The 23,660-nt window shown below is 70.7% G+C and carries 23 protein-coding genes and 3 pseudogenes; 13 read left to right on the forward strand and 13 right to left on the reverse strand.

The window, feature by feature from the left end; all coding sequences use genetic code 11:
• Window positions 1-148 precede the first annotated feature (148 nt).
• Window positions 149-1,327, forward strand: coding sequence for an ROK family transcriptional regulator (locus tag AMK33_RS35930; RefSeq protein WP_073937222.1), 1,179 nt, complete (start codon window positions 149-151; stop codon window positions 1,325-1,327).
• A gap of 328 nt (window positions 1,328-1,655) precedes the next feature.
• Here AMK33_RS35930 and AMK33_RS35935 read toward each other — a convergent pair whose 3' ends face one another.
• Together AMK33_RS35935 and AMK33_RS35940 are read right to left on the reverse strand one after the other, a co-directional pair.
• Window positions 1,656-2,081, reverse strand: a complete 426-nt coding sequence (locus AMK33_RS35935) for a GerW family sporulation protein (RefSeq protein ID WP_073937223.1) — start codon at window positions 2,079-2,081, stop codon at window positions 1,656-1,658.
• On the reverse strand, window positions 2,078-2,740 hold the full coding sequence (locus AMK33_RS35940; RefSeq protein ID WP_073937224.1) for a class I SAM-dependent methyltransferase: 663 nt from the start codon (window positions 2,738-2,740) through the stop codon (window positions 2,078-2,080). Before AMK33_RS35940 ends, AMK33_RS35935 begins: the two co-directional genes overlap by 4 nt.
• 57 nt (window positions 2,741-2,797) lie before the next feature.
• Between AMK33_RS35940 and AMK33_RS35945 the strand changes: the two genes are divergently transcribed.
• Complete coding sequence (locus tag AMK33_RS35945) at window positions 2,798-3,274, forward strand: MarR family winged helix-turn-helix transcriptional regulator (RefSeq protein WP_073937282.1); 477 nt, start codon at window positions 2,798-2,800, stop codon at window positions 3,272-3,274.
• A 32-nt stretch (window positions 3,275-3,306) separates the two neighbouring features.
• Here the strand turns inward: AMK33_RS35945 and AMK33_RS35950 are convergent, their stop codons facing one another.
• From AMK33_RS35950 to AMK33_RS35970, 5 genes are all read right to left on the reverse strand, one after another.
• Entirely contained in the window at window positions 3,307-3,612 is a 306-nt protein-coding gene (locus tag AMK33_RS35950) for a sulfurtransferase TusA family protein (RefSeq protein WP_073937225.1), read from the reverse strand.
• Complete coding sequence (locus AMK33_RS35955; RefSeq protein WP_073937226.1) at window positions 3,609-4,877, reverse strand: MFS transporter; 1,269 nt, start codon at window positions 4,875-4,877, stop codon at window positions 3,609-3,611. The genes AMK33_RS35950 and AMK33_RS35955 overlap by 4 nt, the downstream gene beginning before the upstream one ends.
• A gap of 131 nt (window positions 4,878-5,008) precedes the next feature.
• Complete coding sequence (locus AMK33_RS35960; protein ID WP_073937227.1) at window positions 5,009-6,193, reverse strand: trans-sulfuration enzyme family protein; 1,185 nt, start codon at window positions 6,191-6,193, stop codon at window positions 5,009-5,011.
• 50 nt (window positions 6,194-6,243) lie between these two features.
• Window positions 6,244-7,425 (reverse strand): cysteine desulfurase family protein, encoded by a 1,182-nt coding sequence (locus AMK33_RS35965; RefSeq protein WP_073937228.1) that lies wholly within the window; start codon window positions 7,423-7,425, stop codon window positions 6,244-6,246.
• Window positions 7,422-8,099 carry an ArsR/SmtB family transcription factor gene (locus AMK33_RS35970; RefSeq protein ID WP_073937229.1) on the reverse strand — a complete coding sequence of 226 codons (678 nt, stop codon included), beginning with the start codon at window positions 8,097-8,099 and terminating at the stop codon, window positions 7,422-7,424. Before AMK33_RS35970 ends, AMK33_RS35965 begins: the two co-directional genes overlap by 4 nt.
• A 73-nt stretch (window positions 8,100-8,172) precedes the next feature.
• Between AMK33_RS35970 and AMK33_RS35975 the strand changes: the two genes are divergently transcribed.
• Entirely contained in the window at window positions 8,173-9,564 is a 1,392-nt protein-coding gene (locus tag AMK33_RS35975) for an MBL fold metallo-hydrolase (RefSeq protein WP_235618294.1), read from the forward strand.
• On the forward strand, window positions 9,561-10,838 hold the full coding sequence (locus AMK33_RS35980) for an MFS transporter (RefSeq protein WP_073937231.1): 1,278 nt from the start codon (window positions 9,561-9,563) through the stop codon (window positions 10,836-10,838). The genes AMK33_RS35975 and AMK33_RS35980 overlap by 4 nt, the downstream gene beginning before the upstream one ends.
• Window positions 10,839-10,999: 161 nt before the next feature.
• Here the strand turns inward: AMK33_RS35980 and AMK33_RS44300 are convergent.
• Window positions 11,000-11,167, reverse strand: a pseudogene (locus tag AMK33_RS44300) (pirin family protein); the annotation flags it as partial.
• A 168-nt stretch (window positions 11,168-11,335) separates the two neighbouring features.
• Between AMK33_RS44300 and AMK33_RS35990 the strand changes: the two are divergent.
• Entirely contained in the window at window positions 11,336-11,746 is a 411-nt protein-coding gene (locus tag AMK33_RS35990) for a transposase (protein ID WP_073937232.1), read from the forward strand.
• Between the two features lie 37 nt (window positions 11,747-11,783).
• On the opposite strand, the pseudogene AMK33_RS35995 reads toward AMK33_RS35990, so the two are convergent.
• The 4 genes and pseudogenes from AMK33_RS35995 to AMK33_RS36010 form a co-directional block, all read right to left on the reverse strand.
• A pseudogene (locus tag AMK33_RS35995) lies at window positions 11,784-11,942 on the reverse strand (transposase); the annotation flags it as partial.
• A 45-nt stretch (window positions 11,943-11,987) separates the two neighbouring features.
• A complete protein-coding gene (locus AMK33_RS36000; protein WP_073937233.1) occupies window positions 11,988-12,245 on the reverse strand; it encodes a hypothetical protein in 258 nt (85 codons plus the stop codon).
• Window positions 12,246-12,415: 170 nt separating this feature from the next.
• A complete protein-coding gene (locus tag AMK33_RS36005; RefSeq protein WP_143203894.1) occupies window positions 12,416-14,185 on the reverse strand; it encodes a subtype B tannase in 1,770 nt (589 codons plus the stop codon).
• Window positions 14,186-14,652: 467 nt separating this feature from the next.
• On the reverse strand, window positions 14,653-15,123 hold the full coding sequence (locus AMK33_RS36010) for a hypothetical protein (protein WP_073937234.1): 471 nt from the start codon (window positions 15,121-15,123) through the stop codon (window positions 14,653-14,655).
• Window positions 15,124-15,192: 69 nt separating this feature from the next.
• On the opposite strand from AMK33_RS36010, the gene AMK33_RS45005 reads away from it, so the two are divergent.
• The 8 genes from AMK33_RS45005 to AMK33_RS36050 all read left to right on the forward strand — a co-directional run bounded on the left by AMK33_RS45005 (window position 15,193) and on the right by AMK33_RS36050 (window position 22,355).
• Entirely contained in the window at window positions 15,193-15,615 is a 423-nt protein-coding gene (locus tag AMK33_RS45005) for a hypothetical protein (RefSeq protein ID WP_327380416.1), read from the forward strand.
• Window positions 15,545-16,294: a hypothetical protein gene (locus tag AMK33_RS36020; protein WP_073937236.1), complete on the forward strand. Its 750-nt coding sequence runs from the start codon at window positions 15,545-15,547 to the stop codon at window positions 16,292-16,294. The genes AMK33_RS45005 and AMK33_RS36020 overlap by 71 nt, the downstream gene beginning before the upstream one ends.
• A 297-nt stretch (window positions 16,295-16,591) precedes the next feature.
• Window positions 16,592-17,245 (forward strand): GntR family transcriptional regulator, encoded by a 654-nt coding sequence (locus AMK33_RS36025; protein ID WP_073937237.1) that lies wholly within the window; start codon window positions 16,592-16,594, stop codon window positions 17,243-17,245.
• A gap of 43 nt (window positions 17,246-17,288) precedes the next feature.
• Window positions 17,289-18,047, forward strand: coding sequence for a PIG-L deacetylase family protein (locus AMK33_RS36030; protein ID WP_073937238.1), 759 nt, complete (start codon window positions 17,289-17,291; stop codon window positions 18,045-18,047).
• Entirely contained in the window at window positions 18,047-18,742 is a 696-nt protein-coding gene (locus AMK33_RS36035) for a 4-carboxy-4-hydroxy-2-oxoadipate aldolase/oxaloacetate decarboxylase (RefSeq protein ID WP_073937239.1), read from the forward strand. The genes AMK33_RS36030 and AMK33_RS36035 overlap by 1 nt, the downstream gene beginning before the upstream one ends.
• Window positions 18,739-19,821, forward strand: coding sequence for a 4-oxalomesaconate tautomerase (locus tag AMK33_RS36040; RefSeq protein WP_073937240.1), 1,083 nt, complete (start codon window positions 18,739-18,741; stop codon window positions 19,819-19,821). Before AMK33_RS36035 ends, AMK33_RS36040 begins: the two co-directional genes overlap by 4 nt.
• A complete protein-coding gene (locus AMK33_RS36045) occupies window positions 19,818-20,771 on the forward strand; it encodes a VOC family protein (RefSeq protein WP_073937241.1) in 954 nt (317 codons plus the stop codon). Before AMK33_RS36040 ends, AMK33_RS36045 begins: the two co-directional genes overlap by 4 nt.
• Window positions 20,772-21,041: 270 nt before the next feature.
• The gene (locus AMK33_RS36050) at window positions 21,042-22,355 is read left to right on the forward strand and encodes an MFS transporter (RefSeq protein ID WP_073937242.1); all 1,314 of its coding nucleotides are present in this window, start codon (window positions 21,042-21,044) and stop codon (window positions 22,353-22,355) included.
• A gap of 254 nt (window positions 22,356-22,609) precedes the next feature.
• On the opposite strand, the pseudogene AMK33_RS40880 reads toward AMK33_RS36050, so the two are convergent.
• A pseudogene (locus tag AMK33_RS40880) lies at window positions 22,610-23,411 on the reverse strand (IS5 family transposase); the annotation flags it as partial.
• Window positions 23,412-23,660: the final 249 nt, after the last annotated feature.

A 23,660-nucleotide genomic window follows, 5' to 3' on the forward strand; every position in this document is an offset into this window, starting at 1 on the left:
CCTTGACCGGCTGGGCCGCGAAAGGGTGGGTGTCAGACCGTTATCCTTCGGCGGCCGAATCGGCCCGTCAACGCCCCGGCGGGCCACGGTTGCGTCACTTACCCGGCCGACCTGGCCAGGTTGCTCATCGGTCGCCTAGCATCCCGAGGTGCCCACCTCACGCGCTCCACGCGCTTCCGAACGCCGCCTCATCGAACTGGTCACGGCGCACGGTCCGCTGACCCGGGCGGAATTGACGGAGCTGTCCGGCATCCCGAGGCGGACCGTCAGCGGCGCGGCGGCACGCCTGCTGACCCGGGGCCTGCTGACGGAGGACGGCACGTCCGGCCACGCACCGGACCGGCCGCGGACCGGGGGCGGACGAGGGCCCGCCGCACGGGCACTGCGGCTGCCCGGCGCTCCCCGTGACGCCTGTGTCGTCCTCATCACCCACGAGGACATCGCGTTGTGCCACGTCGGGGTGGACGGCGACAGGCGCTCACCGGTGGTGCGGGAGCCGTTCCGCTGGTGGACCTGCGCCGACCTGGCGACGGAGATCGAACGCCTTCTGGCCTCGACTACGAGATCCCCGGTGTCGCAGGTGATCGTGGGTTTCCCTCAGCCCTACCGGCAGGGTCATGGCGTCACGTTCCTCGAACAGGGAGTGCCCCGCTACTACGGGATCGACGCGTATCCGTCCTGGCTCAGCGGCGATCCGGCAGCCGTCCTGACCAGCAGGCTCGGTGTACCGGCACGCGTCGAGAACCTCATCAACCTCGCCGCCCTGGGCGAGGCTAGCGCCGGCGCCGCCCGTGACCTGCACAGCGTCCTGTACCTGCGCCTCGGGGACATCGTCGCGGGAGCGGTGGTCGTGCAGGGCCGCGTCCTGCGGGGCTCTCTGGGTGTCGCCGGCGAGATCGGGCACATCCGCGTCGACCCGAACGGCATGCTCTGCGCCTGCGGCGGCCGCGGCTGCCTGGGCACCGTCGCGAACGCCCGTCACCTGCTGGAAGTCCTACGCCCACGCTACGGCGAGGACCTCGATCTCTTCGACGTCGTCGCCCTGGCCGTACAAGGCGAGCAGACGGTCCGCCACGTCCTCACCGACCTCGGCCGGACCGTCGGCATGGCCGTCGCGGGCGGGCTCCTCATGCTCAACCCGGAAGCCGTCGTCATCGACCCCGTGCTGGGACCCGCCACCGCCCCGGTCATCGACGGATTCCTCGCGGCCGTCCACCGGACCATGCCCGCCAACGTGGCGCGGGCCCTCACCGTCGTACCCGGCATGCGCCAGGAAGACGCCGCCCTTCTCGGCGGTTCGGCTCTCGCGGGGCGCGCTCGCCGGTGAAGGCGGGAAACCGGTCGGCTTCGCGTCCGCGACGGCGGCGGATTAGTCGGCAGTCGGCCTGCCAGGACACGATGCGTTCGGTGGCCCGGCGGGGGCGACCGAGCCTTGGCGAGAACGCGAGCCTGTGCGGCGATGCGGTGCCGTACGCCCCGTGCGGCCTTCGTCGCCCGGCCCCCGTGGAGCGGCCCCGGAGATTCCGGCACCTGGACGCCGGACGTTCCACCGTCCAGGGGCGGCCAAAGCGCTCGACCAACGGGTCCGGCCACCCCTGGGGCTCCAACGGGGGCCGTGCGGGGCGACGGGGTGAGCGGGACTCGGGAGAGTCCGCTCAGCAGCGGGCGCGCCGACCTATGAGGTTGCGTACGAGCCGTGGGGTGGCCGCGCCTGCCAGGAGGGCGGCGAAGAGTGCCGTGGCGTCTGCCCACGGGTTTCGCAGTGGTGTGAAGACTGCTGTGTCGTTCTTGATCACGATGAATCCGCAGGGGCGGGCTGCGGCTCCGCCGCCGCCTCCGCCGCCCTCGCCGTTCTTGGCGGCCGTGGTCTCGCGCCCGGCTCCGGCGCCGAATCCGAAGGCGATCTCGGCGACGGGGATGACGGTGATGTCGCCGCGGGTGACGGGTTCACCGTAGACGGACGTCACCGAGACCCGTGCCCCGAGCCTGTCTGCCAGGCGTTCCAGCAGAGCGAGGGAGGTGCGGGCGGTCGACGCATCCGTCGGTTGTCCGGGCCGGACCTGGTCATGAGGGCTGGTCATCGGGTGCCTTTCGGGCCGGGCCGTACGGCGGTGCCGAGAATGTGGGCGGCGGCGGGCATCGGGATCCTGGTCCTGGGGAAGTCGAAGCGGTCGACGGCGGTGAGGGTGAAACCGGCGGCGATGATGGCGCTGCGGGTGTCACGGCCGGTGTGGCAGCCGCCCATCAGCCGGGGCCATACGGTGGCGTCGAGCACGCGTTGGACGCGCCGCACCGCAGGTGAGCCGGCCTGGATGTGCTCGAAGAACCGGAGCCGTCCGTCGGGCCGGAGCACCCGGTGGAGTTCGGCGAGTGCCGTGCCGGGGTCGGCGATGGAGCAGAGGGCCAGGCACACCACGGCCGCGTCGAACGACGCGTCGGGGAAGGGGAGGCGTTCGGCCCGGGCGGCCTCGACCTCCACGGGGACGGGTGCGCGGTGGGCTTCGTCCCGGGCGAGGGCGCGGAGGTTCGGCTCCGGTTCGACGGCGACAACGCGTGTCACCTCGGGCGGGTAGTGGGGGAAGTTCAGTCCGTTGCCCGCGCCGATCTCGATCACCTCGCCGGTCAGACCGGCCAGGAGCCGCCTGCGGTGCTCGGCGATGCCCGCCTTCTCCAGAGCCGGGCCGGCGAGCGTGGCGTAGAAGCGGGCGAAAAGGGGATGCGGCTTGACCGGCTGCGCCATCGTGACGGTCTCCTCTGCGGAAGCCTCGGGGACTACCTTGTTATGCGGAGGTGCTACATGGTGAAGTCACTTCACGATACGGCTGGGGAGCGGGTCACCGCCAGGGCTTCGCTGGACGGGCTCTTCGAGCTGGCCGAGGTGCTGGGCGCGATGATGGCGCGCGGCGTGGCCGAGCGGGGTCTGACCACGGCGCGGGCGGGGGTGCTGTGGGCGCTGTTCCACGACGGGCCGATGACACAGCGCGCCCTGGCCGGGCGCCTGGGCGTCACCCCTCGTAACGTCACCGGCCTCCTCGACGCGCTCCAGGAGGACGGGCTGGTGGTGCGCCGGGCGCACCCCACCGACCGGCGCGCCACCCTGGTCTCCCTGAGCGAGAAGGGCCATGGGGTCACCTCGGCGCTGCGCCGCGGCCGGGACGACCTCGCCACCGCGCTGTTCGGGGACGTGCCGGCCGATCAGTTGGACGCCTTCGGCGCCACGCTGGCCCGGGTGACCGAGCGGCTGAGAGGCATCGGCCCGAGCGAATGCACCTGACTGCCCGAGGCGCGGCCCGAGAGCGCCGGGTGTCAGCGATCCGTGCTGTGCCAGGGAGCGTCGGGCCGGGTGGGACGGGCGTCGGCGGCGAGGCGCAGCACATGGACCGATCGTCCGGCGGGGTCGAACACGGGACCGAGGTAGTGGTGGCCGGTCATGTGGCACCAGGCGGGCAGGTCGAGCGGGGCTGCGGGGTCGGTGACGACGACGTGGACGACGGTGCCCGGTGCGGCGCCGTCGATCTCCTTGCGCAGGCGCAGCAGGAGGGTGACGCAGAGCAGGCCGGTGCCGTCGACGGTGATGCCGGGCGCGGGGGTCTCGGGGTTCACGGTGCTCATCGGCGATAGGCCGTGGCGGCGATGGCGGGCAGAAGGGCGAGGGAGAGGATGCCGCCGGTCAGCGCGAGGGCGGGGTAGCCGGTGGCGGCGACCATGATGCCGGAGGCCATTCCGCCGGTGGCGCCGGCGATGGCGATGGCGACGTCGACCAGTCCCTGGGACTTGGCACGAGTGGCCAGGGGAACGGTGTCGGTGATGATCGCGGTGCCGGCCACGAGGCCGAAGTTCCAGCCCAGCCCCAGCAGGGCGAGCGCGAGGGCGAGGAGGGCGACGGAGTCGCCGGGCGCGGCGGCGGCGAGGATGCCGGCGGTCAGGAGGGTGATCCCGGAGGCGGCGGCGATCTTCATGCGGCCGTAGTGATCGACGAGCCAGCCGGTCAGGGGTGAGGGCAGGTACATGGCGCCGATGTGGATGGCGATGACGAGGCCGGAGGCGGCGGTACCGTGACCGTGGTCGTGCATGTGGACCGGCGTCATCGTCATGACCGCGACCATGACGAGCTGGGTGAGGACCATGACCAGGGCGCCGAGGACCACGCCTCCGCGGCCCTCGCTCGTGTCGGCGCCGCCGTCGGCTGCGGCCTGGTCGGCCTCGGCGTCGGCTTCCTCGGCCTGGGCGACGGAGCGGGCCAGGAGCAGCGGGTCGGGCCGCAGCCACAGGGCGAGGACGAGCGCGGCCAGGGCGTAGGCGGCGCCGGAGAGGATGAACGGCCCGGCGAGGTTCGGGATGCCGAGGTGTTCGGCGAAGGTGCCGGTGGGGGCTGCGAGGTTGGGGCCGGCGACACCGCCGAGGGTGGTGGCGACCAGGACGGTGGAGACGGCGCGGGCGCGGTGGCCGGGTGCGGCGATGTCGGCTCCGGCGTAGCGGGCCTGGAGGTTGGTGGCGGTGCCGGCGCCGTAGACGAACAGGGCGATGAACAGCAGGACCGGGTTGTCCAGGACGGCGGCGATGATGACGCCGGCCGAGCCGACGGCGCCGGTGAGGTAGCCGGCGGCGAGGCCGGGGCGGCGGCCTCTGGCCTGGGAGACGCGGCCGACGGCGACGGCGGCGAGCGCGGAGCCGGCGGTGAACAGGGCGCTGGGCAGTCCGGCGAGGCTGGTGGAGCCGAGCATGTCCTGGGCGAGGAGGGCGCCGACGGTGACGCCGGCGGCGAGACCGGCGCCGCTGAGGATCTGGGAGGCGACCAGGACGCGCAGGATGCGGGGCTGGGCCTGGGCGGGGTCGGGTATGGAGGCCGTCGTACGGGTGGGCGCGGTGCTGGTCATGTCTCTTTTCCGGAGCGGTGGTGAAGGGTGGACCGGCGGGAGGAACTGGCCGGTCTCGACAGAGGGATGTGGCCGTTGCACCGGCCCGGCGCCGGATGAAGGACGTTGTGGACCGGTGCGCCGGGGTGGGTTCAGTCGGCGTCGAGGGCCTGGGCGAGGTCGGCGATCAGGTCGTCGGCGTCTTCCAGACCGACGGACAGGCGGACCATGCCGTCGGCGATGCCCCGCTCGGCGCGCTCGGCCGGGTCCAGGCCGTGGTGGGTGGTGGTGATGGGCTGGGTGACCAGGGACTCGACTCCGCCGAGGCTGGGCGCGATGGCGAACAGCCGCAGCCGGTCCACCACGGCGGCGGTCCGGTCGGCGTCCGCGTCCAGGACGGCGCTGAGCATGCCGCCCCCGCCACGCATCTGCACGTCGACGATGCGCTTCTGCTCACCGGTGGCCAGGCCCGGGTAGTGGACACGAGCGACGCGCGGGTGCGTGGCCAGGAAGGCGGCGACGGCCGCGGCGGTGGTGTTCTGCGCGCGAACCCGCACCGGCAGGGAGCGAACGGAGCGGGCGAGCAGGAACGCGGTCTCGGGGGCGATGACCTGGCCGAGGTTCTTGCGCCACCCCATCACCGGGGCGAGGTGCTCGGCGGGGCCGACCAGGACGCCGGCGGTCAGGTCTGAGTGCCCGCCGAGGTACTTGGTCGCCGAGTGCACGACCAGGTCCGCGCCATGGGCGAGCGGGTTCTGGTTGACCGGGGTGGCGAAGGTGTTGTCCACCACCGTCAACGCGCCGACCGCACGGGCCCGGGCGGAGACGGCGGCGATGTCGAAGACGGTCAGGGTGGGGTTGGCCGGGGTCTCGAAGAACACGATCCGGGTCCGGCGGGTCAGCACCTCGGGCAGCCGGTCGACCTCGTCTGCGCGCAGAAACGTCGTGGTGATGCCGACCTGCGGCAGGTTGCCGCCGAGGAGTTCGAAGGTGCCGCCGTACACCTCGCCGATACACACGATGTGGTCGCCGGCGCGGCAGTGCGCGAGGAACGTGGCGGCCTCGGCGGCCATGCCGGAGGAGAACGCCAGGGCCTGCTCGCCGCCTTCGAGGTCGGCGAGCTTGGCCTCGGTGGAGCGGATGGTGGGGTTGAGGCCGTAACGGGTGTAGAGATTCCCGGCCTTGCGGCCTTCGACGACGTCGAGGAGGTCGGCGGTGGTGTCGAAGGCGAAGGTGGAATGGTTGTAGAGCGGGGTGTGGACGGCACCCTCGGCGTCGCGGCGTTCGCCGGCGTGGACACTGCGGGTGGACAGTCCGTGCGCGCTGGTCTCGGTCATACCTCTCCTGCTGCTCGTCGGAACCTCTTGCGTCGGGCCGCTCGGCCCGGTCACCGCGCGCCAGCCGCCCGGATGAGGGCCGCTGCCGCCGTCTCGATGTCCTCGGCCGTGCTCCAGCGGCCCAGGGACAGCCGCAGCGCGCCGAGCGCGCGGGTCGCGTCCAGGCCCATGGCGGTGAGCACCGGGGAGGGGGTGTGGGTGCCGCTGTGGCAGGCCGAGCCGGTCGAGGCCGCGATCTCGCCGACGGCGGCGAGCAGCTCGTGCCCGAGAACGCCTTCCACGCTGACGTTCAGGGTGTTCGGCAGCCGCTGTTCGTCCGGGCCGTTGAGGTGCACGCGGCCGGGCAGGGCGGCCGTCAGCCGTCGGTGGAGGTCGTCGCGCAGGGCCATGGTGCGGACCGGGGCGCCGTTGGCGAGTTCGACAGCGGCGAGCTGTGCGGCGGTGCCGAGTGCGACGGCCAGGGCGACGCTCTCCGTGCCCGCCCTCAGGCCGTACTCCTGCCCGCCGCCGTAGACGACCGGCTCCAGCCGTACGCCCTCGCGTACGAAGAGGGCGGCGGCGCCCTTGGGCGCGTACATCTTGTGCCCCACGATCGTCAGCAGGTCCACTCCCAGCTCGCGGGCGTCGAGGAGGACCTTGCCGACGGCCTGGGCGGCATCGCAGTGGAACAGCGCCCCGCGTTCGTGGGCGAGCGCGGCGAGTTCCGTGATCGGCTGGAGGACGCCGGTCTCGTTGTTCGCCGCCATCACCGACACCAGCACCGTGTCCTCGGTGAGCGCAGCGGCCAGCGCCGCCGGGGTGACGAGCCCGTCCCCGTCGACCGGCAGCACGGTCGCCCGCGCGCCGTGCAGCCGCTCAAGGGCCCGGCACGTCTCCAGAACGGCCGGGTGCTCGGTGGCCTGCGTGATCACCTGCGGACGGGGTCGGCCGGAAGCCAGGACCGCGCCGCGCAGGGCGAGCAGATCGGCTTCGGATCCGGAGCCCGTGAACACGATCTCGCCCGGCCCGGCGCCGATCAGACCGGCGACCTGGGCGCGGGCCTCGGCGAGCGCCCAGCGGGGCGCGGCAGCGTAGCGGTGACTGCTGGAGGGGTTGCCGAAGAAATCGGTCAGGTACGGCCGCATCGCCTCGGCGACGCGCGGATCGACCGGGGTGGTGGCGTTGTAGTCCAGATAGACCGGCCCGCCGGCCAGCCCCGGATGAGGCGGAAGAACGCCGCTCGGGGCACTCACGTCAGGTCCGCGGCGTCGACGGGCAGCTCCGACAGGCGCCACTCGAGCATGCCGTCGTCGAGGCGGATCGCGCGGCGGCCACGGTCGGTCAGCAGCCGCACCGCGTCGTAGGCCAGGACGCAGTACTCGCCGCGGCAGTAGACGACGATCTCCAGGTCCTCGGGCAGCTCGTTGATCCGGTCGGCCAGCTCGTCGACCGGGATGGAGAGGGCACCGGGGATGTGCCCGGCCTGGTACTCCTCGACCGGCCGCACGTCGAGGACGACGACGTCCCCTGCGGCGATCCGGGCCCGCAGTTCTTCGCGGCTGAGCTCGGCGGCGGTGTCCTCGCCGAGGTAGGCGTCGCGGGCAGCGGGCACGGTCGCCTGGTGGGCTTCGGCGACCTTGCGCAGCAGCGCGAACAGCCGGGCGACATCGTCACCGGCAAGCCGGTAGTGGATGCGCACGCCCTCGCGGCGGGTGGCGACGAACCCGGCCTGCTTGAGGGTCTGCAGATGCGCCGAGGCGGTGGTCAGGTTCAGCCCGGCCGCCTTCGCCAACGCGTCGACGGTGCGCTCGCCCTGGGCCAGCAGGTCCAGCAGCTCCAGACGCTTTCCACTGGCCAGCGCCTTGCCGCTGGCCGCGAACGCGTCATACAGCCGAGCCTTCGTCGCGCTCTTCGTGTTCTCCGACATGGCATCCTCCATAAATCCATGGATTATTGTAATTGAATCCGGTGGGTGTGACCACACACCCCCTCTTGAGATCTTGGAGGACGCCGTGGGCTTCGCGGACGAGCACCTCATCCCGCTGGTCGACGAAGGGCTGGGCAACAGCGCCTACCTGCTCGACCTCGGCGACGGGCGCGCCCTGGCCATGGACGCCGGCCGCGACCTGCGCGCACTGCGGGAAGCTGCCGAGCAGCGCGGCCTGACCGTCGCGTACGCGGCGGACACGCACCTGCACGCCGACTTCCTCTCCGGCGCCGTCCAGCTCGGCCACGACACCGGCGCCACGGTCCTGGCCTCCGCCGCCGGACGCCGTGCCTTCGCGCACCGGGCGCTGGCCGGCGGCGACGAGGTCGACCTCGGCGGGCTGACCCTGCGGGCCCTCTCCACCCCCGGACACACCGACGAGCACCTGTCCTTCCTGCTGCTGGACGGCGGCCGGGAACTCGGGGTGTTCACCGGCGGGTCGCTGATCGTGAACTCCGCCGCCCGCACCGACCTCCTCGGCCCGGAGCGGACCGAGGAACTCGCCCGCGCCCAGTACCGGTCGCTGAGGCTGCTGACCGAACTGCCGGACGAGACCGCGGTGTGGCCCACGCACGGCGCAGGCTCGTTCTGCTCCGCGCCGCCCGGCACCGGGCGGACCTCCACGATCGGCGCGCAGAGGCAGACCAACCCGCTGCTCGCCGCACCCGACGAGAACGCCTTCGTGGACCGGCTGATCGCGAGCCTGGGCACCTACCCGACGTACTTCGACCGCCTCGGTGAGACCAACCGGCGCGGCCCGGCGGTGCTGACCGCCCAGCCGGTGCTGCCCGTCCTGTCCGCGCGGCAGGTGCAAGCCCTGATGGCAGATGGCGGTTACGTCGTCGACGTCCGCCCGGCCGCCGACTACGCCGCCGGCCACATCCCCGGTTCCCTGTCCATCCCGCTGCGCGACCAGTTCGCCACCTGGCTCGGCTGGCTCCTGCCCGACACCGCGCCCCTGGCCTTCGTCACCAGCGAGGGCCAAGACCTGAGCGAGATCGTCTGGCAGGCGTACAAGATCGGATACGAGCGTCTCGCCGGCCGTCTCACCGGCGGCATGGACGCCTGGCTCGCCGACGGCAACCCCCAGGCCACCACCGCTTTCCTCACCGCCGACCGTGCCGTCGGCCGCCCCTACGTCGATGTCCGGCAGCAGGCCGAATTCGCCGCCGGGCACGTCCCCGGCGCCGTGCACCTCGAACTCGGCAGCCTGCCCGCCGCCGCCGGCGACGCCCCGACTGCGCCGGTCGTGGCCTGCGGGCACGGCGAACGTGCCATGACCGCCGCCAGTCTCCTGGAGCGCGCCGGACACACGGACATCGCCGTCCTGGACGGCGGACCGGACGACTACACCGCCGCCCACGGCCGGCAGCTCGCCCAGGGCACGGAGGGCCACCGATCGTGAACGCCACACCCACCGCCACCACCCCGACCGACGCCGCCGGGCGCCCCGTACGGCTCGGACTACGGGAGAACCGGCTGCAGTTCACCCTCCTGGTCATCGTCAACATCTGCGTCGGCGGCCTGGTCGGCCTCGAACGCACCACCGTCCCGCTCATCGGCTCCGAGACCTTCGGCCTGACCAGCGACCTGGCCGTCTTCTCCTTCATCATCGCCTTCGGCCTCACCAAGGCACTCACCAACCTCGCCGCCGGCGCCCTCACCGCCCGCTTCCGCCGCAAACAGCTGCTGGTGGCCGGCTGGCTGCTCGGCATCCCCGTCCCCTTCGCCCTCGCCTACGCACCGTCCTGGGGCTGGATCGTCGCCGCCAACGTCCTCCTCGGCCTCAACCAGGGCCTCACCTGGTCAATGACCGTGAACATGAAGATCGACCTCGTCGGGCCCTCCCGCCGCGGGCTCGCCACCGGCCTGAACGAAGCCGCCGGCTACACCGCGGTGGGCGTCACCGCCCTGCTCACCGGCTACCTCGCCACCAGCTACGGCCTGCGCCCCGTCCCCGAACTCATCGGCGTCGTCTTCGTCGCAGCCGGCCTCGCCCTGGCCCTCGCCGTCCGCGACACCGCCGCCCACGTCGCCCTCGAACTCGCCAACCACACCAAGCCTCTGCCCACCGACGAGGACACCGGTCTCAAGGCCACGTTCACCCGCACGTCCTGGCACAACCGCTCCCTGCGTGGCGCCAGCCAGGCCGGGTTGATCAACAACCTCAACGACGGCCTCACCTGGGGCGTCTTCCCTCTGCTCTTCACCGACCACGGCCTCGGACTCGCCGCCGTCGGCCTGATCAAGGGCCTCTACCCGATCCTGTGGGGGCTCGGGCAGATTCCCACCGGTCACCTCGCCGACCGCATCGGCCGCAAGCCCTTGATCGTCCACGGCATGCTCGTCCAGGCCGTCGGTTTCGTCCTCGCCCTCGCCTTGCTCGAGCGCCCGCTACTCGCGGGCGTCCTCTCCGCGGTCTTCCTCGGCCTCGGCACGGCCATGGTCTACCCGGCCCTCATCGCCTCCATCTCCGACCACGCCCACCCCGCCTGGCGAGCCAACGCCCTCGGCACCTACCGGTTCTGGCGCGACATCGGCTACGCAGCCGGCGCCCTGGTCGCCGGTGTCCTCGCCGACACCTTCGGCCTCAACGCCACCGTCATCGCCGCCGCGGTCCTCACCGCCGCGTCCGGACTTCTCGCCGCCCGCTGGATCACCGAGCGCGCAAAGGACTGACAGCCGACAACGAGGAAGCGGAGTGTCCTGGGTTCGGTGGAGTCGTCGGAGTGTCCTGAGGGCAGGAACCGAAGGCCCGCGCCAGGGGACGGCCACGTCGCCGGGCAGGCGCGGCAGCGATTCTGACCCCCTTGGTTCAGGCCCCGTGTTTCCGCAGGGCAGCGCACCCTTCCTCGCGGCTTCAAGGGAGCGCTCGGCAGTTCCGGCGCGGGCAGCTGAGCCCCGTCGCACCCGTGCACCTCGCCGAAACGGGTCCCCGTCATCCAGTCCTCGCGAGCCTGGACGATGTCGTCGTGCGAGCGGCCGATGAAGTTCCACCACATAGGGGGGTGTTCAGTAGACGGCTGATCCAGTTTCTGTAGTGGTCAGTTGGCGGCCGGGGTGAGTCGGCCTTCGAAGGCGATTGGAAGGCGCTCAGCGGTGCCCCCCGGCGGCGAGTCGGCCGTTCAACGGCACCTGCGGTGCTACCGGACCGGGCGCGGGCACGGCACGCACCCGTGGCGGGACCCGAGCCCGCATCGGTCCGTGAGATCACCTCCTGGATCATGACCCACCCCGGACACCTACGGGGCGAGGACGCCGACAAGCTGTACCGGCTGCGTGAGCGCGATCCTGAACTCGACCGGTTCACCGGTCACGTCAGGAAGTTCGCCGCCATGATGACCGGTCGCCGCGGTGACCACCTGGAAAGGTGGATCACGGATGCCGAACAGGACAGTCTGGCTCCGCTCGCGGGCTTCGCCCGCAACCTCCGCCGCGACTTCGACGTAGTCCGCAACGGCCTGTCCCTGACACATGGCTCCAGCGCTGTCGAGGGCAACGTCAACCGGCTGAAGACACTGAAACACCAAATACTCGGACGGGACGGTCTCGATCTCCTCCGCAGACGCGTCCTGCTCGTACGATGAGCCCGACCTCTCCGGATCACAAGATCGCCAACAGAACCCTGATCTTCATGTGGGCGGCGTCCACGAAGATCACGGGAAAGACGCGGTCGAGTGGACGGAACTGCCATTCCGTCATGCCTCCCATTGCCTTGTCGGTGATCGTGGTGGTGGCCTGCTTGGACACTTCCGCCCCGTACACCTCGGCCAAATGGGCCGATCGCAAAAATCGGCGCAGCCAGGAGGCACCGGGGCGCGGACCGGCCTACTTCTTGTAGCCGGTGACCTTGGCGACCCAGGTGATGAAGTCGCCGGAGTCTGTGTTGGTGGCGTGGCCCTGGTCCCAGTAGTACTCGTGGTTCACGTCGTCGCCGATGTTGTCGAGGGCGGCGGCAAGGTTGGCGGAGACCCTGAGCGAGGTGTCGCTGTCGTTGGTGCCGAGGCGGATCCACCAGTGCTTGGACCGGTGGGGGTTGCTCTGCTTGATGGGACCACAACAACGACCCAGCGGGCCGACAGTCACATGACCAACAACTTTTGTTAGAACCAGTAAGTCGCTGCACCATTCAGCCCGGCATACGGTCTCTGACTTCCAGCCCGTGGGGGCGAAGAAGCCGGTCCCGTGCAGTCGGCGTGCTCGATCGCCCGGCCGCCCTGTTCCCGGGACGGGGCGGCCGATGGCTGTCCTGTCCCTTATGCGAGCGGGTCGCCGGCCTTCTGGACGACCCTGGCGATCCAGGCCATGGCCTCGGGCACGTCGTAGTTCCCGGCGTGCGGCTGGTTCCAGGCGAGCCGGTGGTCCAGGTTCTCGACCTGTTTGTCGGCGGCGAGTGCGCGGTCGAGGTTGACCGAGACGGTGAAGGAGGTGTCCCGGTCGCGGGTGCCGTGGCGGACGTACCAGTTGGGCGCGGTGTCGGCGCGGGTGCCGATGAAGTCCATCGGGTTGATGAGGTGGACCTGGTCGTCGACGGTGGTGCTCTTCCTGCTCGTGTACTGCTTCCAGGTCAGCCCGGTGTCGTCGAGGCCGCTGCCGTCGCCGGGCACGTCGTTGTGGTTCCAGCCGAACTCGGTGTAGTTGAGGTACTTCTGCGTCGGCGGGCCGAAGAGGTTGGTCTCGGTGCGGCTGGTGGTGTTCCCGTCGACGCCCACCGCGTCGAAGGCCGGGGTCGTCTTCAGCGTGGCCTGGGTGGCGACGAAGGCGAGGTACTTCGCCATGTCGACGGAGCGCACCGTGCGGGTGGCGCTGTCGACGTCGATCCAGTCGTTGACGTACGACGTGGTGGTGCCCCTCGACGTGATCTCGAAGGTGCCGCCCAGCGGCGGGATCGTGTGGGCGGGGTCCGCCTCCAGGTAGGTCTCCGCGGAGCGGACGACCTCCTTCTCGATGGTGTCGAGCATGGTCGCGGCGGTGAGCCGGGAGCCGTCGGGGGTGCGCAGGTTGAGGCTCTTCTCGTACGCCGCGAACCGGGCCGCGATCTCGGCGGCGGCCTCGGGCGAGGGGTTCGAGCCGGTGGTGTCGCGGGTGCCGAGGACGTCGTACAGCCACTCGTAGGCCACGTCGGCGTTGCCGAGGTCGGTGATCGGGCAGTAGGCGTTGACGGCGAAGACGTCGTCGCGCAGGGTGCTGCGCCCCTTGGCGTCGATGCCGGCGGCGCCGATCGCGGCGAGGTACGGGGCGTACTCGGCGCTGTTGCCGGAGGCGCCCAGGATCGACGCCAGCGCACCGCCGCCGCTGGTGCCGTTGACGACGATCCGCTCGGCGCTGCCGGGCATCACGGCGTCGTTCAGGCGCAGGTAGCGCACGGCGGCCTTGGCGTCGACCACCGCCGCGGGGGCCTTGCCGGGGGACGAGCCGTCGGCGCCGACCAGCCCGCGGCTGCGGTTGGCGACGTCGACGAAGACGTACCCCGCCTTCAACGCGGCACCTACGTTGCTGGTCGAACTGTCGTAGGAGGCGCCGGCGGTCACGCTCGCCCGTATGTAACTGGCCATCCAGCCACTGTTGTTCACCGCGAAGTAGACCGGCGCCCGCCGGTCGCCGAAGGCGCTCTCGGGGACGAACACGTTCATGCTCTGGTAGCCGCAGGCGGTGTTGGGGATGGTGGTGCTGCCCCCGGTGGGACCACCGGACTGCTGTGCCGCGGCGGCGACCGGGTTCGCGACGTAGCAGATCTCCTTGTACCAGCGCACGGTCACGGGACGGCCGTCGACGGCGACGGTGAGCGTCGTGTAGGCGGTGGAGTCGAAGGCGAGCGCGGCGTCCTGGGGGTCTGCGGCAGGGCCGCGGCCCTGCGCGGGGGCGGCCGCCGCGACGGAGGCCGGTACCGCGACGGACGTGAGGACGAGGGAACCCGCGAGCGCCACCGCTCTCAGAAGGCGTCTGCGGGGCGCGGGGCGTTCCGCCCGCGCGCTCGTCGGGTGGGCGAGTGCGCCACGTCCGTGGGAAGCGGTCAGCCGCTGCATGGGTCTCCCCTCATCGAGCACCAGGTGCTCCGCCGATGCCTCGGGGTCAAGGCGTGACGCACGCTACAAGATTGTTAACAATACGCCTAGCACTATCGCGGACATTATTGGGCGTCGTCGTGGCGCAGCCACAGGACCAGGCGCCAGTCCTGCTCGTTGGCGAGGGGGTCGGCGGTGTGCGCGGGGCGTCCGTTCACGATGGAGGACATGACGAAGGCGCAGGTGGCCGAGCCGTCCTCGTGGTAGTTGGCCAGGTCGGCGCGGAAGATCGTCTCGGCGGGGCGGTCGGTGTCGGGGGTGCGCAGGGTGGCCGGGAGGCGCAGCAGGGTCGTGGCAGCCAGGGTGCTCCAGTAGCGGGGAAAGACGTCGCCCCAGAGTCGGTTCTCGCCGAACCAGTAGCCGTCCCAGTGCCGGATGGCAATGCCGTGCAGCCGTGCGTGCGGCTGGGGCCCGCCGAAGGCCAGCAGTCACGGCAGCCGCTCCTCGATCGCGTCGTGGAAGACGGCGTCGCCGGTCAGAGCGTACGCGTCGCCGAGGAGGTCCAACAGCGGAGCAACGATCGCCTGCTCGTAGCTGACCTCGTGGGCGGGCAGGTGCCGGCCCAGGCGCGCGAACCGGCGGGCGCTGTCGACCAGCAGGTCGCGCAGCCTTCCGGCGCGGGCGGTCTGGCCGACGGTGTCGAGGGCGTCGCAGACGGCCGTCGTGGTCGGGGAGTCGTCGATGGACAGGTGGGTGGCGCCGCCCAGGTCGAAGCGGCGCTCGATGATGCGGGCGGCGCGCTCCAGGTCCTCCTCCGGTCGTGTGCCCGGTGCCGGTCGAGGAAGAAGCGGGCCAGCCAGGGCATGTCGTACAGCCGCGATTTGAGGTGCCAGGTCTGAGATCCGCGGCGCGGGGCGTCGGAGTCGTCGAGGAGGTGGCGTACGGCGAACCGGGACCAACCGTCCAGGAGGAGGCCGGTCCGCTCCGGGTCGGCGAGGCCGCGGGTGGTGGCGGCCCGCAGCAGCGGCATGGCGAATCTCGCGAAGCTGGCCCTGGTCGCCGGTTACGTCGTGGTGGAGCCCGGCACCCGCGGACGCAGCCTGACCGACTCCTCCGGCACCTGCTACGGCACCGCCCCCACGGTGATCGTGGACCTGAAGGCCGCCGTGCGTTACATCCGCACCAACAGGTGGCGCATCCCGGGCAACGTCGAGCGGATCGTGTCCGCCGGCACCAGCGCGGGCGGCGCCTCCTCGGCCCTGCTCGGTGCCTCCGGCGACAGCAAGATCTACGAGCCATACCTCAGGGAGGCCGGTGCGGCCGACGCCTCCGACGCGATCTTCGCGACCGGCGCCCGGTGCCCGATCACGGACCTGGAGCATGCCGACGGCGCCTGCCGAGTGGAACTGGGGCACCCTGCCCACGCGGACCACCGGCAAGACCGTCGATGAGAACATGTCGAAGGAGCTCCAGTCGCAGTTCGCCGAGTATCAGGTCGGCCTGAACCTACGCGGCCTCAAGGGCTCGCGCTTCGGCAAGATCACCGCCCGCAACTACGCCGACCACCTCCAGCCGTCGGCGACGAAGTACCTCGCGGCCCTGTCGGCTTCCGAGCGCGAGACATACCTGGCCAAGAACACGTTCATCACGTGGAAGAACAACCAGGCCGCCTTCACGTGGGAGGGCCACCTCGCGCACGTGGCGCAGCGCAAGAGGACCCAGCCGACGTTCGACGCGTTCGACCTGTCCGCCGGCGAGAACAACGAGTTGGGCAAGGGCGCCACCAAGGCCCGTCACTTCACCGCATACAGCGCGAAGAACGACACCACCGGGCTCAGCAGCAATCGGGTCGACAGCGACATCCCCGAGAAGCTGAAGCTGAAGCTGATGAACCCTATGTTCCACATCCTCGAAGAGCGCAACCCGCACCGTTCCAGGCACTGGTGGATCCGGCTCGGCACGTCCGACACCGACACCGCACTGACGGTCGCCGCGAACCTCGCCATGGCCGTGGACAACCTCGGTGACGACGTCGACCACGCGTACTACTGGGACAAGGGCCACGCCACCAACGAGGACCCGGGCGACTTCGTCAAGTGGGTCGCCAAGGTGACGGGCCACAAGAGCTAGCACCGCCACACCGCACGCGCGTTCCGCCGTTCCTTGCCGGAGCTGACCGCCGTGGACGGCCTGAACACGCTGCGGCATTTGCGCCACTACCGACGTGCGATCACCGCAGGGCAGCGAGCCGGCGGTGGCAACGGTCACTCCGCCCTCCCCGCCGGCGACCCGACCCTCGATGAGGGCAATCGGGCGCCGCCTGCCGCGCCCGCCGTGGCTCACCCCATCCCCAAAAGTGAGAACAGAATCGTTGACAATTCTGTTCGCTAGATTTAGCGTCGACAGGCACTCACTCAGGGAGGGCAGATGCCGAAGGAAGCCCGTCCAGGCTCCGGAGAGCAGGCCAAGCAGTACGCGCTGGAGCGACTCAGGAAGGCGATCCTGCAGGGCGAGATGGCGCCGGCCCAGCGGCTGGTGGAGAACGAGCTCGCCGAGAGCTACGGCGTCACGCGTGCCAGCATGCGTGCCGCACTGCTGGACCTGACCTCCGAAGGACTGGTCGAGCGGATCCGCAACCGTGGTTCGCGAGTGCGGGTGGTGACGGTCGAGGAGGCCGTGGAGATCACGGAGTGCCGGATGGCACTCGAAGGGCTGTGCGCGGCCAAGGCGGCGACCAAGGCCACCGACGCGCAGCTCGACGAGTTGACCGGCCTGGGCAAGGCCATGTCCAAGGCGGTCGCCGACGGCGATCCAGTCACCTACTCCGAGCTCAACCATGATCTCCACGGCCTGATCCGGGACGCCTCCGGCCAGCGCACGGCCGTCGGCCTCCTGGAGCGGCTCAACGCCCAACTGGTGCGCCACCGATTTCAGTTGGCGCTGCGGCCGGGACGTCCGCAGCAGTCCCTGAGTGAGCACCTGGCCCTGATCGAAGCGATCAGGGCCAGGGATCCGCAAGCGGCCGAGACGGCCGTTCGCGCCCACCTCAGCAGCGTGATCGACGCCCTGCGCGCCGACTGAGACGCGCTCCTGGGGGGCGGCACTGTCACCAAGGAGATTCAGCATGACCCACGGCAACGGCGCACCCGCCGCCACTCCGCCCCGATCGACTCTCGTCGTCACCGCGCACGCCGGTGACTTCGTGTGGCGGGCGGGTGGAGCCATCGCCCTGGCCGCCTCCCGGGGCGAGAAGGTCACCATCGCGTGCCTCACCTTCGGCGAGCGCGGCGAGTCGGCGAAGGCGTGGCGGGAGGGGAAGAAGCTCGACGAGATCAAGGCGATCCGTCGTGAGGAGGCCGAGCGCGCCGCCGCGACGCTCGGCGCCGAGGTCCGTTTCTTCGACGCCGGAGACTACCCGCTGGTCGCCACCGCCGAGCTGACCGACCAGCTCGTCGCCGTCTACCGGGAGACGCAGCCGGACGTCGTGCTCACACACCCGGTCGAGGACCCGTACAACGGCGACCACCCGGCCGCCAACCGCATGGCACTGGAGGCCCGCGTCCTCGCCCAGGCCATCGGCTACCCCGGCGAGGGCGGCATCATCGGCGCCCCGCCCGTCTTCTACTTCGAACCGCACCAGCCCGAGATGAGCGGCTTCAAGCCCGAGGTCCTCCTCGACATCACCGAGGTGTGGGACACCAAGCGCAAGGCCATGGAGTGCCTCGGCGCCCAGCAGCACCTGTGGGACTACTACACCGACCTCGCCGTCCGCCGCGGCGTCCAGCTCAAGCGGAACGCCGGGCCCAACCTAGGCCTCGCCCACAAGACCATGGCCGAGGCGTACATGCGGCCCTACCCGCAGATCGCGAAGGAGCTCGCCTGATGCCCGGCATGATCGTCACCAACCCGCTCAAGGCCGCCCCGAAGGACGTCGAAGCGCTCGCCGGCTACGGGACAGCCACCGTCGGCGAGGCCATGGGCCGCACCGGCTTCCTCGGCACGCATTTGCGCCCGATCCAGCAAGGCGTCCGCGTCGCCGGCACCGCTGTCACGGTGCTGTGCTGGCCCGGCGACAATCTCATGATCCACGCGGCGGTCGAGCAGTGCGGCGAGGGCGACATCCTCGTCGTCACCACCACCTCGCCGTGCACGGACGGCCTGTTCGGCGAGCTGTTCGCCACCGCCCTCGCCCATCGCGGGGTGCGTGGCGTCGTCCTGAACACCGGTATCCGCGACACCGCCGAACTGCGCGCGATGGGCTTCCCCGCCTGGTCCGCCGCCGTCAGCCCGCAGGGCACCGTCAAGGCGACCGGCGGCAGCGTGAACGTACCGATCGTGATCGGCGGCCAGGTGATCCACCCCGGTGACGTGATCGTCGCCGACGACGACGGCGTGGTGGTCGTCCCGCGCGAGCGCGCCCACGACACCGCCGAGGCGTCCGAGGCCCGCGAGAAGAAGGAGGCCGCGGCCCGCGCCGCCTTCCTGGAGGGGCAACTGGGCCTGGACCGCTACGGGCTGCGGGAGACGCTCGCACGGCTCGGGGTGACCTACCACACGTACGAGGAGGTCGAGTCGTGAGCGGCCCCGCGGAGGTGCGCTGCATGCTGATGCGCGGCGGCACCTCCAAGGGCGCCTACTTTCTGGCCGACGACCTGCCCACCGAAGAGACGGTCCGCGACGAGCTGTTGCTGCGGGTCATGGGCAGCCCTGACCCGCGCCAGATCGACGGTCTCGGCGGCGCCCACCCCCTCACGAGCAAGGTTGCCGTGGTGTCCCCGTCGGCCGACCCCGAGGCCGACGTCGATTACCTCTTTCTCCAAGTCGCCGTGGACGAAGCAGTGGTCTCGGACCGCCAGAACTGCGGCAACCTGCTCGCCGGGGTCGGCCCGTTCGCTGTCGAGCGCGGACTCGTACGAGCAGGCAGCAGCGAGACGTCCGTGCGCATCCGCATGGTGAACTCCGGTGACTTCGCCACGGCGACGTTCCCGACCCCTGACGGCCGCGTCGGCTACAGCGGCGACACGGAAATCTCCGGGGTCCCCGGGAGCGCAGCCGCCTTTGTCATCGAATTCCCCCCGAAGAACGGGCAGTTGCTGCCCACGGGGGACGTGCGCGACACGGTCTGCGGCATCGAGGTCACGTGTGTCGACAACGGCATGCCGACCGTCCTGATCCCGGCCGAAGCTCTCGAGGTCACCGGTCAGGAGGATCCCAAGGACCTGGAGAGCAACCGGGAACTGACCGTCCGGCTCCACGAAATCCGGCTGGCAGCGGGACAGCTGATGGGACTCGGCGACGTCACCGAAGCCACCGTCCCCAAGCTCACCCTGCTCTCGCCGCCCCGCCACGGCGGCGCCGTCACCACCCGCACCTTCATCCCGGCCCGCGTCCACACCTCCATCGGCGTCCTCGGCGCCGCGAGCGTGGCGGCCGGGCTGCGGATCGAGGGAAGCGTCGCGCACGGCATCGCGGCCCTCCCCGAAGAGGGCGACCGGCTCCGCATCGAGCATCCCAGCGGATTCACAGACATCGAAAGCAGCATCGATCGCGCCCCCCAGGGCGGCCTCAGAGCCCGTCGCACCGCCGTCGTCCGCACCGCCCGCAAGATCTTCGACGGCACCGTCTTCCCCGTACCACCCACAGGAGGTCGCTCGTGACCCCGCCTCTCGGCGACATCGCCCACATCGGCCACACCCAGCTGTTCACCCCGGGCCTGGACGCCTCCGTCGCCTTCTTCACCGACTTCCTGGGCCTGACCGTCAACGGGCAGGACGGCGACACCGTCTACCTTCGGACCTTCGACGACTACGAGCACCACAGCCTCGTCCTCACCGCCCGCTATCAGCCCGGCCTCGGCCGCCTCGCCCTGCGCACCTCCAGCGAGGAGGCTCTCCGACGTCGGGTGGAGGCCATCGAGGCGGCGGGCGGCACGGGCAAGTGGACCGAGGACGAGCCCGGTCTCGGCCGGCTCTACGTCACCACCGACCCCGACGGCCACGAACACGCCCTGTACTGGGAGAGCGAGCACTACCAGGCCCCCCAGGCGCTCAAACCGTCTCTCAAGAACCAGCCACAGGCGAAACCCAACCGCGGCGTCGGCGTCCGCCGCCTGGACCACATCAACTTCCTCGCCGCCGACGTCCTCGCCAACGCCGAGTGGCAGGAACAGCTCCTCGGCGCCCGCCCCACCGAGCAGATCCGGCTGGACTCCGGGAAGATCGCGGCACGCTGGCTGACGTACACCAACAAGTCGTACGACGTCGTCTACACGTCCGACTGGACCGGCAGCGAGGGCCGGCTGCACCACATCGCCTTCGCCACCGACACCCGCGAGGACATCCTGCGGGCCGCCGACCTCGCCATCGACACCGGCGTGTTCATCGAGACGGGCCCGCACAAGCACGCCATCCAGCAGACGTTCTTCCTCTACGTCTACGAACCCGGCGGCAACCGCATCGAGCTGTGCAACCCGCTCACCCGCCTGGTGCTGGCGCCCGACTGGCCGCTCATCACCTGGACCGAGGAGGAGCGCAAGAAGGGCCAGGCATGGGGCCTGAAGACCATCGAGTCCTTCCACACGCACGGCACGCCGCCCGTGCAGCCCTGATGTGATCCGTCCTTCCAGGCCCCGGGGCACGGCCGGCCGTGCCCCGGGGCCGAATCGTTGCCGAAATTGTTAACAGAAGTGTTGACGCAGCGCCTACGGCTTCTTAACGTCTACGCCACAGCGAGCTCGAGGCTCCCCGCGCGGAGTCCGCAGCTCAGGGGCATGCTCCGTCCGTCCTCCCCACCGACCGCGCGAGCCGCACCGGCCCCACCGCCCTTGCAGCCAGGGACCAAGGTTCCGTCCTGACGTCCCGCACGAGAGGAAACAACGTTGTCCTCCTCCGCCACCTCCCCGCTCGCCCAGGCGACCGGGACGACGGCCCGCCGTAGCCGCACCGTCGTCATCGCCCTGTGCTGGGCACTCGTCCTCCTCGACGGCATCGACACGTTCATCTACGGCTCCGTGCTTCCGAAGATGCTCGGCGGCCACAGCCTCGGCCTCACCCCGGACGTCGCGGGCACGATCGGCAGTTACACCAACTTCGGCATGCTGCTCGGCACGATCGTGTCCGGCACGGCCTCGAACTGGATCGGCCGTCGCGTCACCGTCTTCGCCAGCGTCGTGATCTTCACCCTCGCCACGCTGGGCACCGGCTGGTCCCAGTCCTCGGGCCAGTTCGGCTTCTTCCGTTTCGTGTGCGGCTTCGGCCTCGGCGCGCTGCTGCCGATCGCGATCTCGTACGGCATGGAGTTCACCTCGCGCGGCCGCCGCGCCCTCGCCACCGGCATCATCATGACCGCCCATCAGACCGGCGGCGCCCTGGCCCCGCTGATCGCCCTCTGGCTGGTCGACGACCACGGCTGGCGCTGGGCCTTCATCGCCTCCGCCATGCCCGCCCTGATCCTGCTCCCGGTCGCCTTCAAGCTGCTGCCCGAGTCGCCCACCAACCTGCTCACCCGCGGCCGCCGCGCCGACGCCGAGTTGCTCGCCGCCGCCTACGGCACCGAACTGGCCGAGCCCAAGGCGGGCGGCGGGGACAAGCTGGACGCGCTGAAGAACCTGTTCCGGCACGGCCAGTGGTCCACCACCCTGTGCTTCTGGCTGACCTCCTTCGCGGGTCTGCTCCTGGTCTACGGAGTCGGCCAGTGGCTGCCGAAGATCATGGTCGACCTCGGTTACGACACCGGCGACTCGCTGCTCTTCTCGACGTTCCTGAACGTCGGCGGCATCTGCGGCATGCTCATCGCCGGCCGCACCGCCGACCGTGTCGGCCCGCGCAAGGTCGTCATCGCCTGGTTCCTCCTGACCGCCGTCTTCGTCTACCTCATGGGCGTCCAGATGTCGGTCGGTGTCCTCTACGCGGTGGTCTTCTTCGCCGGACTGCTGCTCTTCTCCGGCCAGACCATGGTCTACGCGACGGTCGGCACCCACCACAACGACGAGGACCGCCCCACCGCCCTCGGCTGGGTCTCCGGCATGGGCCGCTTCGGCGCCATCTTCGGCCCCTGGATCGGCGGTGCGCTGATCGCGGCCGGCAACGCCGACATCGGCTTCACGATGTACGCCTGCGCCGCGCTCTTCGGAGCCCTGATGATGGCCCTGGCCGCCCTCACCATCAGGGCACGCTCGGCCGCGAGGCACTAACGGTTGACAGCTCGAAGGGCCGCCCCCGCAACCGGGTCGGCGGCCCGGGAGCTGGCGCGGCAGCGGCACCGATCTGGTCTCGCGCCTGGTCAACGAGACGCCGCGCGACGGTGTCCCGCTGACTCCGCAGGACTTCGACAACTACTTCTTAGAAGCCGATCCCATGCCGCGCCCAGGAACGCCCACCCGGCATCTTCGAGACGACTGTCGATGTTGTTGCCCCGCACAGCATGGACGAGAGCTTGACTGCCCCAACAAAGCCTCTGGACGTGGCGGTGGGTGATCAGGCAGACGGCGAATCCGAGGAAGGCTTCGTGGACGTCGTAGCGTCGTTCCCAGCGGATGCACAGACGACGGAAACCGTGCAGCCAGGAGATCGTCCGCTCGACGACCCAGCGGAAAATCCCCAGGCCGGCGGCGTGGGGTTGGCCGCGTTCGGCGATCACCGGGCGTATGCCTCGCTCGCGGAGGAGCCGCCGGTACTTGTCATGGTCGTAGCCGCGGTCGGCGAAGAGCATGGCCGGGCGGAGTCGGGGCCGGCCGACCACCCCGGCAACTGCCGGGATCTTGTCGAGCAGGAGCAGCAGTTGGGTGACGTCACCCGCGGTTCCCGCCGGTCAGCGACACCGCGAGCGGGATGCCCTGTCCGTCGGTGATGACGTGGTGCTTGCTGCCCGGCCGTGCACGGTCGACCGGGCTGGGGCCGCTTTTGGGCCCCGGCGAGCGGCCCGGACGTGGGTGGGGGTGCCCCCGGCGAAGCCAGGGGGAGAGTCGATCACCGCCCGCGACCAGTCGAGCTGGTTCTTCGACCGCAGCTTCTTCGGTAGAAGCGAATGCAGCTGGTCCCAGACACCAGCCTCGTTCCGGGCGGCCAGGCGTCGCCAGCAGGTCATGTCGGAACCAAAGCCCGGTTCCTGGGGCAGGTACTCCCATTGGATGCCGGTGTGCAGCACGAACAGGGTTCCGCACAACGCCTGTCGGTCCGGCACCCTCGACCTGCTTCGGCCTCGGTTCGGGCAACAATGTCTCGATCAGCGACCACAGCTCATCCGAGATGAACCACGGCCGCGACTGTCTCTTCCCCACGACCACAACAACGATCCAGCGTCCTGAAGTCACAGGATCAACAACTTTTGTCAGAACCAGTAAGGCATGCCGGCCTAGCTTGCATCGGGCAGCCAAAAGCCCGCTGGCTCAGACGGCCAAGATCGTCGGCTGGTCGATGTCCTTGGCGGACTTAAGAGTGGAGCCGGTCAGGACCGCGAGGGTTTTCCAACGGCAAGGACTCTTCACGCTGGTCACCAT

The sequence above is a fragment of the Streptomyces sp. CB02400 genome (genome assembly GCF_001905725.1).
In the GTDB taxonomy this organism is placed as follows: Bacteria; Actinomycetota; Actinomycetes; order Streptomycetales; family Streptomycetaceae; genus Streptomyces; species Streptomyces atrovirens.

Coding starts and splice junctions, on each gene's coding strand:
- AMK33_RS35955 (WP_073937226.1), bottom strand. CDS start 4,877: ATGACCAGCACCGCGCCCACCCGTACGACGGCCTCCATACCCGACCCC.
- AMK33_RS45005 (WP_327380416.1), top strand. CDS start 15,193: ATGGCGAATCTCGCGAAGCTGGCCCTGGTCGCCGGTTACGTCGTGGTG.
- AMK33_RS36035 (WP_073937239.1), top strand. CDS start 18,047: ATGCCCGGCATGATCGTCACCAACCCGCTCAAGGCCGCCCCGAAGGAC.
- AMK33_RS36020 (WP_073937236.1), top strand. CDS start 15,545: ATGCCGACGGCGCCTGCCGAGTGGAACTGGGGCACCCTGCCCACGCGG.
- AMK33_RS36005 (WP_143203894.1), bottom strand. CDS start 14,185: ATGCAGCGGCTGACCGCTTCCCACGGACGTGGCGCACTCGCCCACCCG.
- AMK33_RS35970 (WP_073937229.1), bottom strand. CDS start 8,099: ATGTCGGAGAACACGAAGAGCGCGACGAAGGCTCGGCTGTATGACGCG.
- AMK33_RS35940 (WP_073937224.1), bottom strand. CDS start 2,740: ATGGCGCAGCCGGTCAAGCCGCATCCCCTTTTCGCCCGCTTCTACGCC.
- AMK33_RS35960 (WP_073937227.1), bottom strand. CDS start 6,193: ATGACCGAGACCAGCGCGCACGGACTGTCCACCCGCAGTGTCCACGCC.
- AMK33_RS36030 (WP_073937238.1), top strand. CDS start 17,289: ATGACCCACGGCAACGGCGCACCCGCCGCCACTCCGCCCCGATCGACT.
- AMK33_RS35950 (WP_073937225.1), bottom strand. CDS start 3,612: ATGAGCACCGTGAACCCCGAGACCCCCGCGCCCGGCATCACCGTCGAC.
- AMK33_RS35935 (WP_073937223.1), bottom strand. CDS start 2,081: ATGACCAGCCCTCATGACCAGGTCCGGCCCGGACAACCGACGGATGCG.
- AMK33_RS35945 (WP_073937282.1), top strand. CDS start 2,798: ATGGTGAAGTCACTTCACGATACGGCTGGGGAGCGGGTCACCGCCAGG.
- AMK33_RS36025 (WP_073937237.1), top strand. CDS start 16,592: ATGCCGAAGGAAGCCCGTCCAGGCTCCGGAGAGCAGGCCAAGCAGTAC.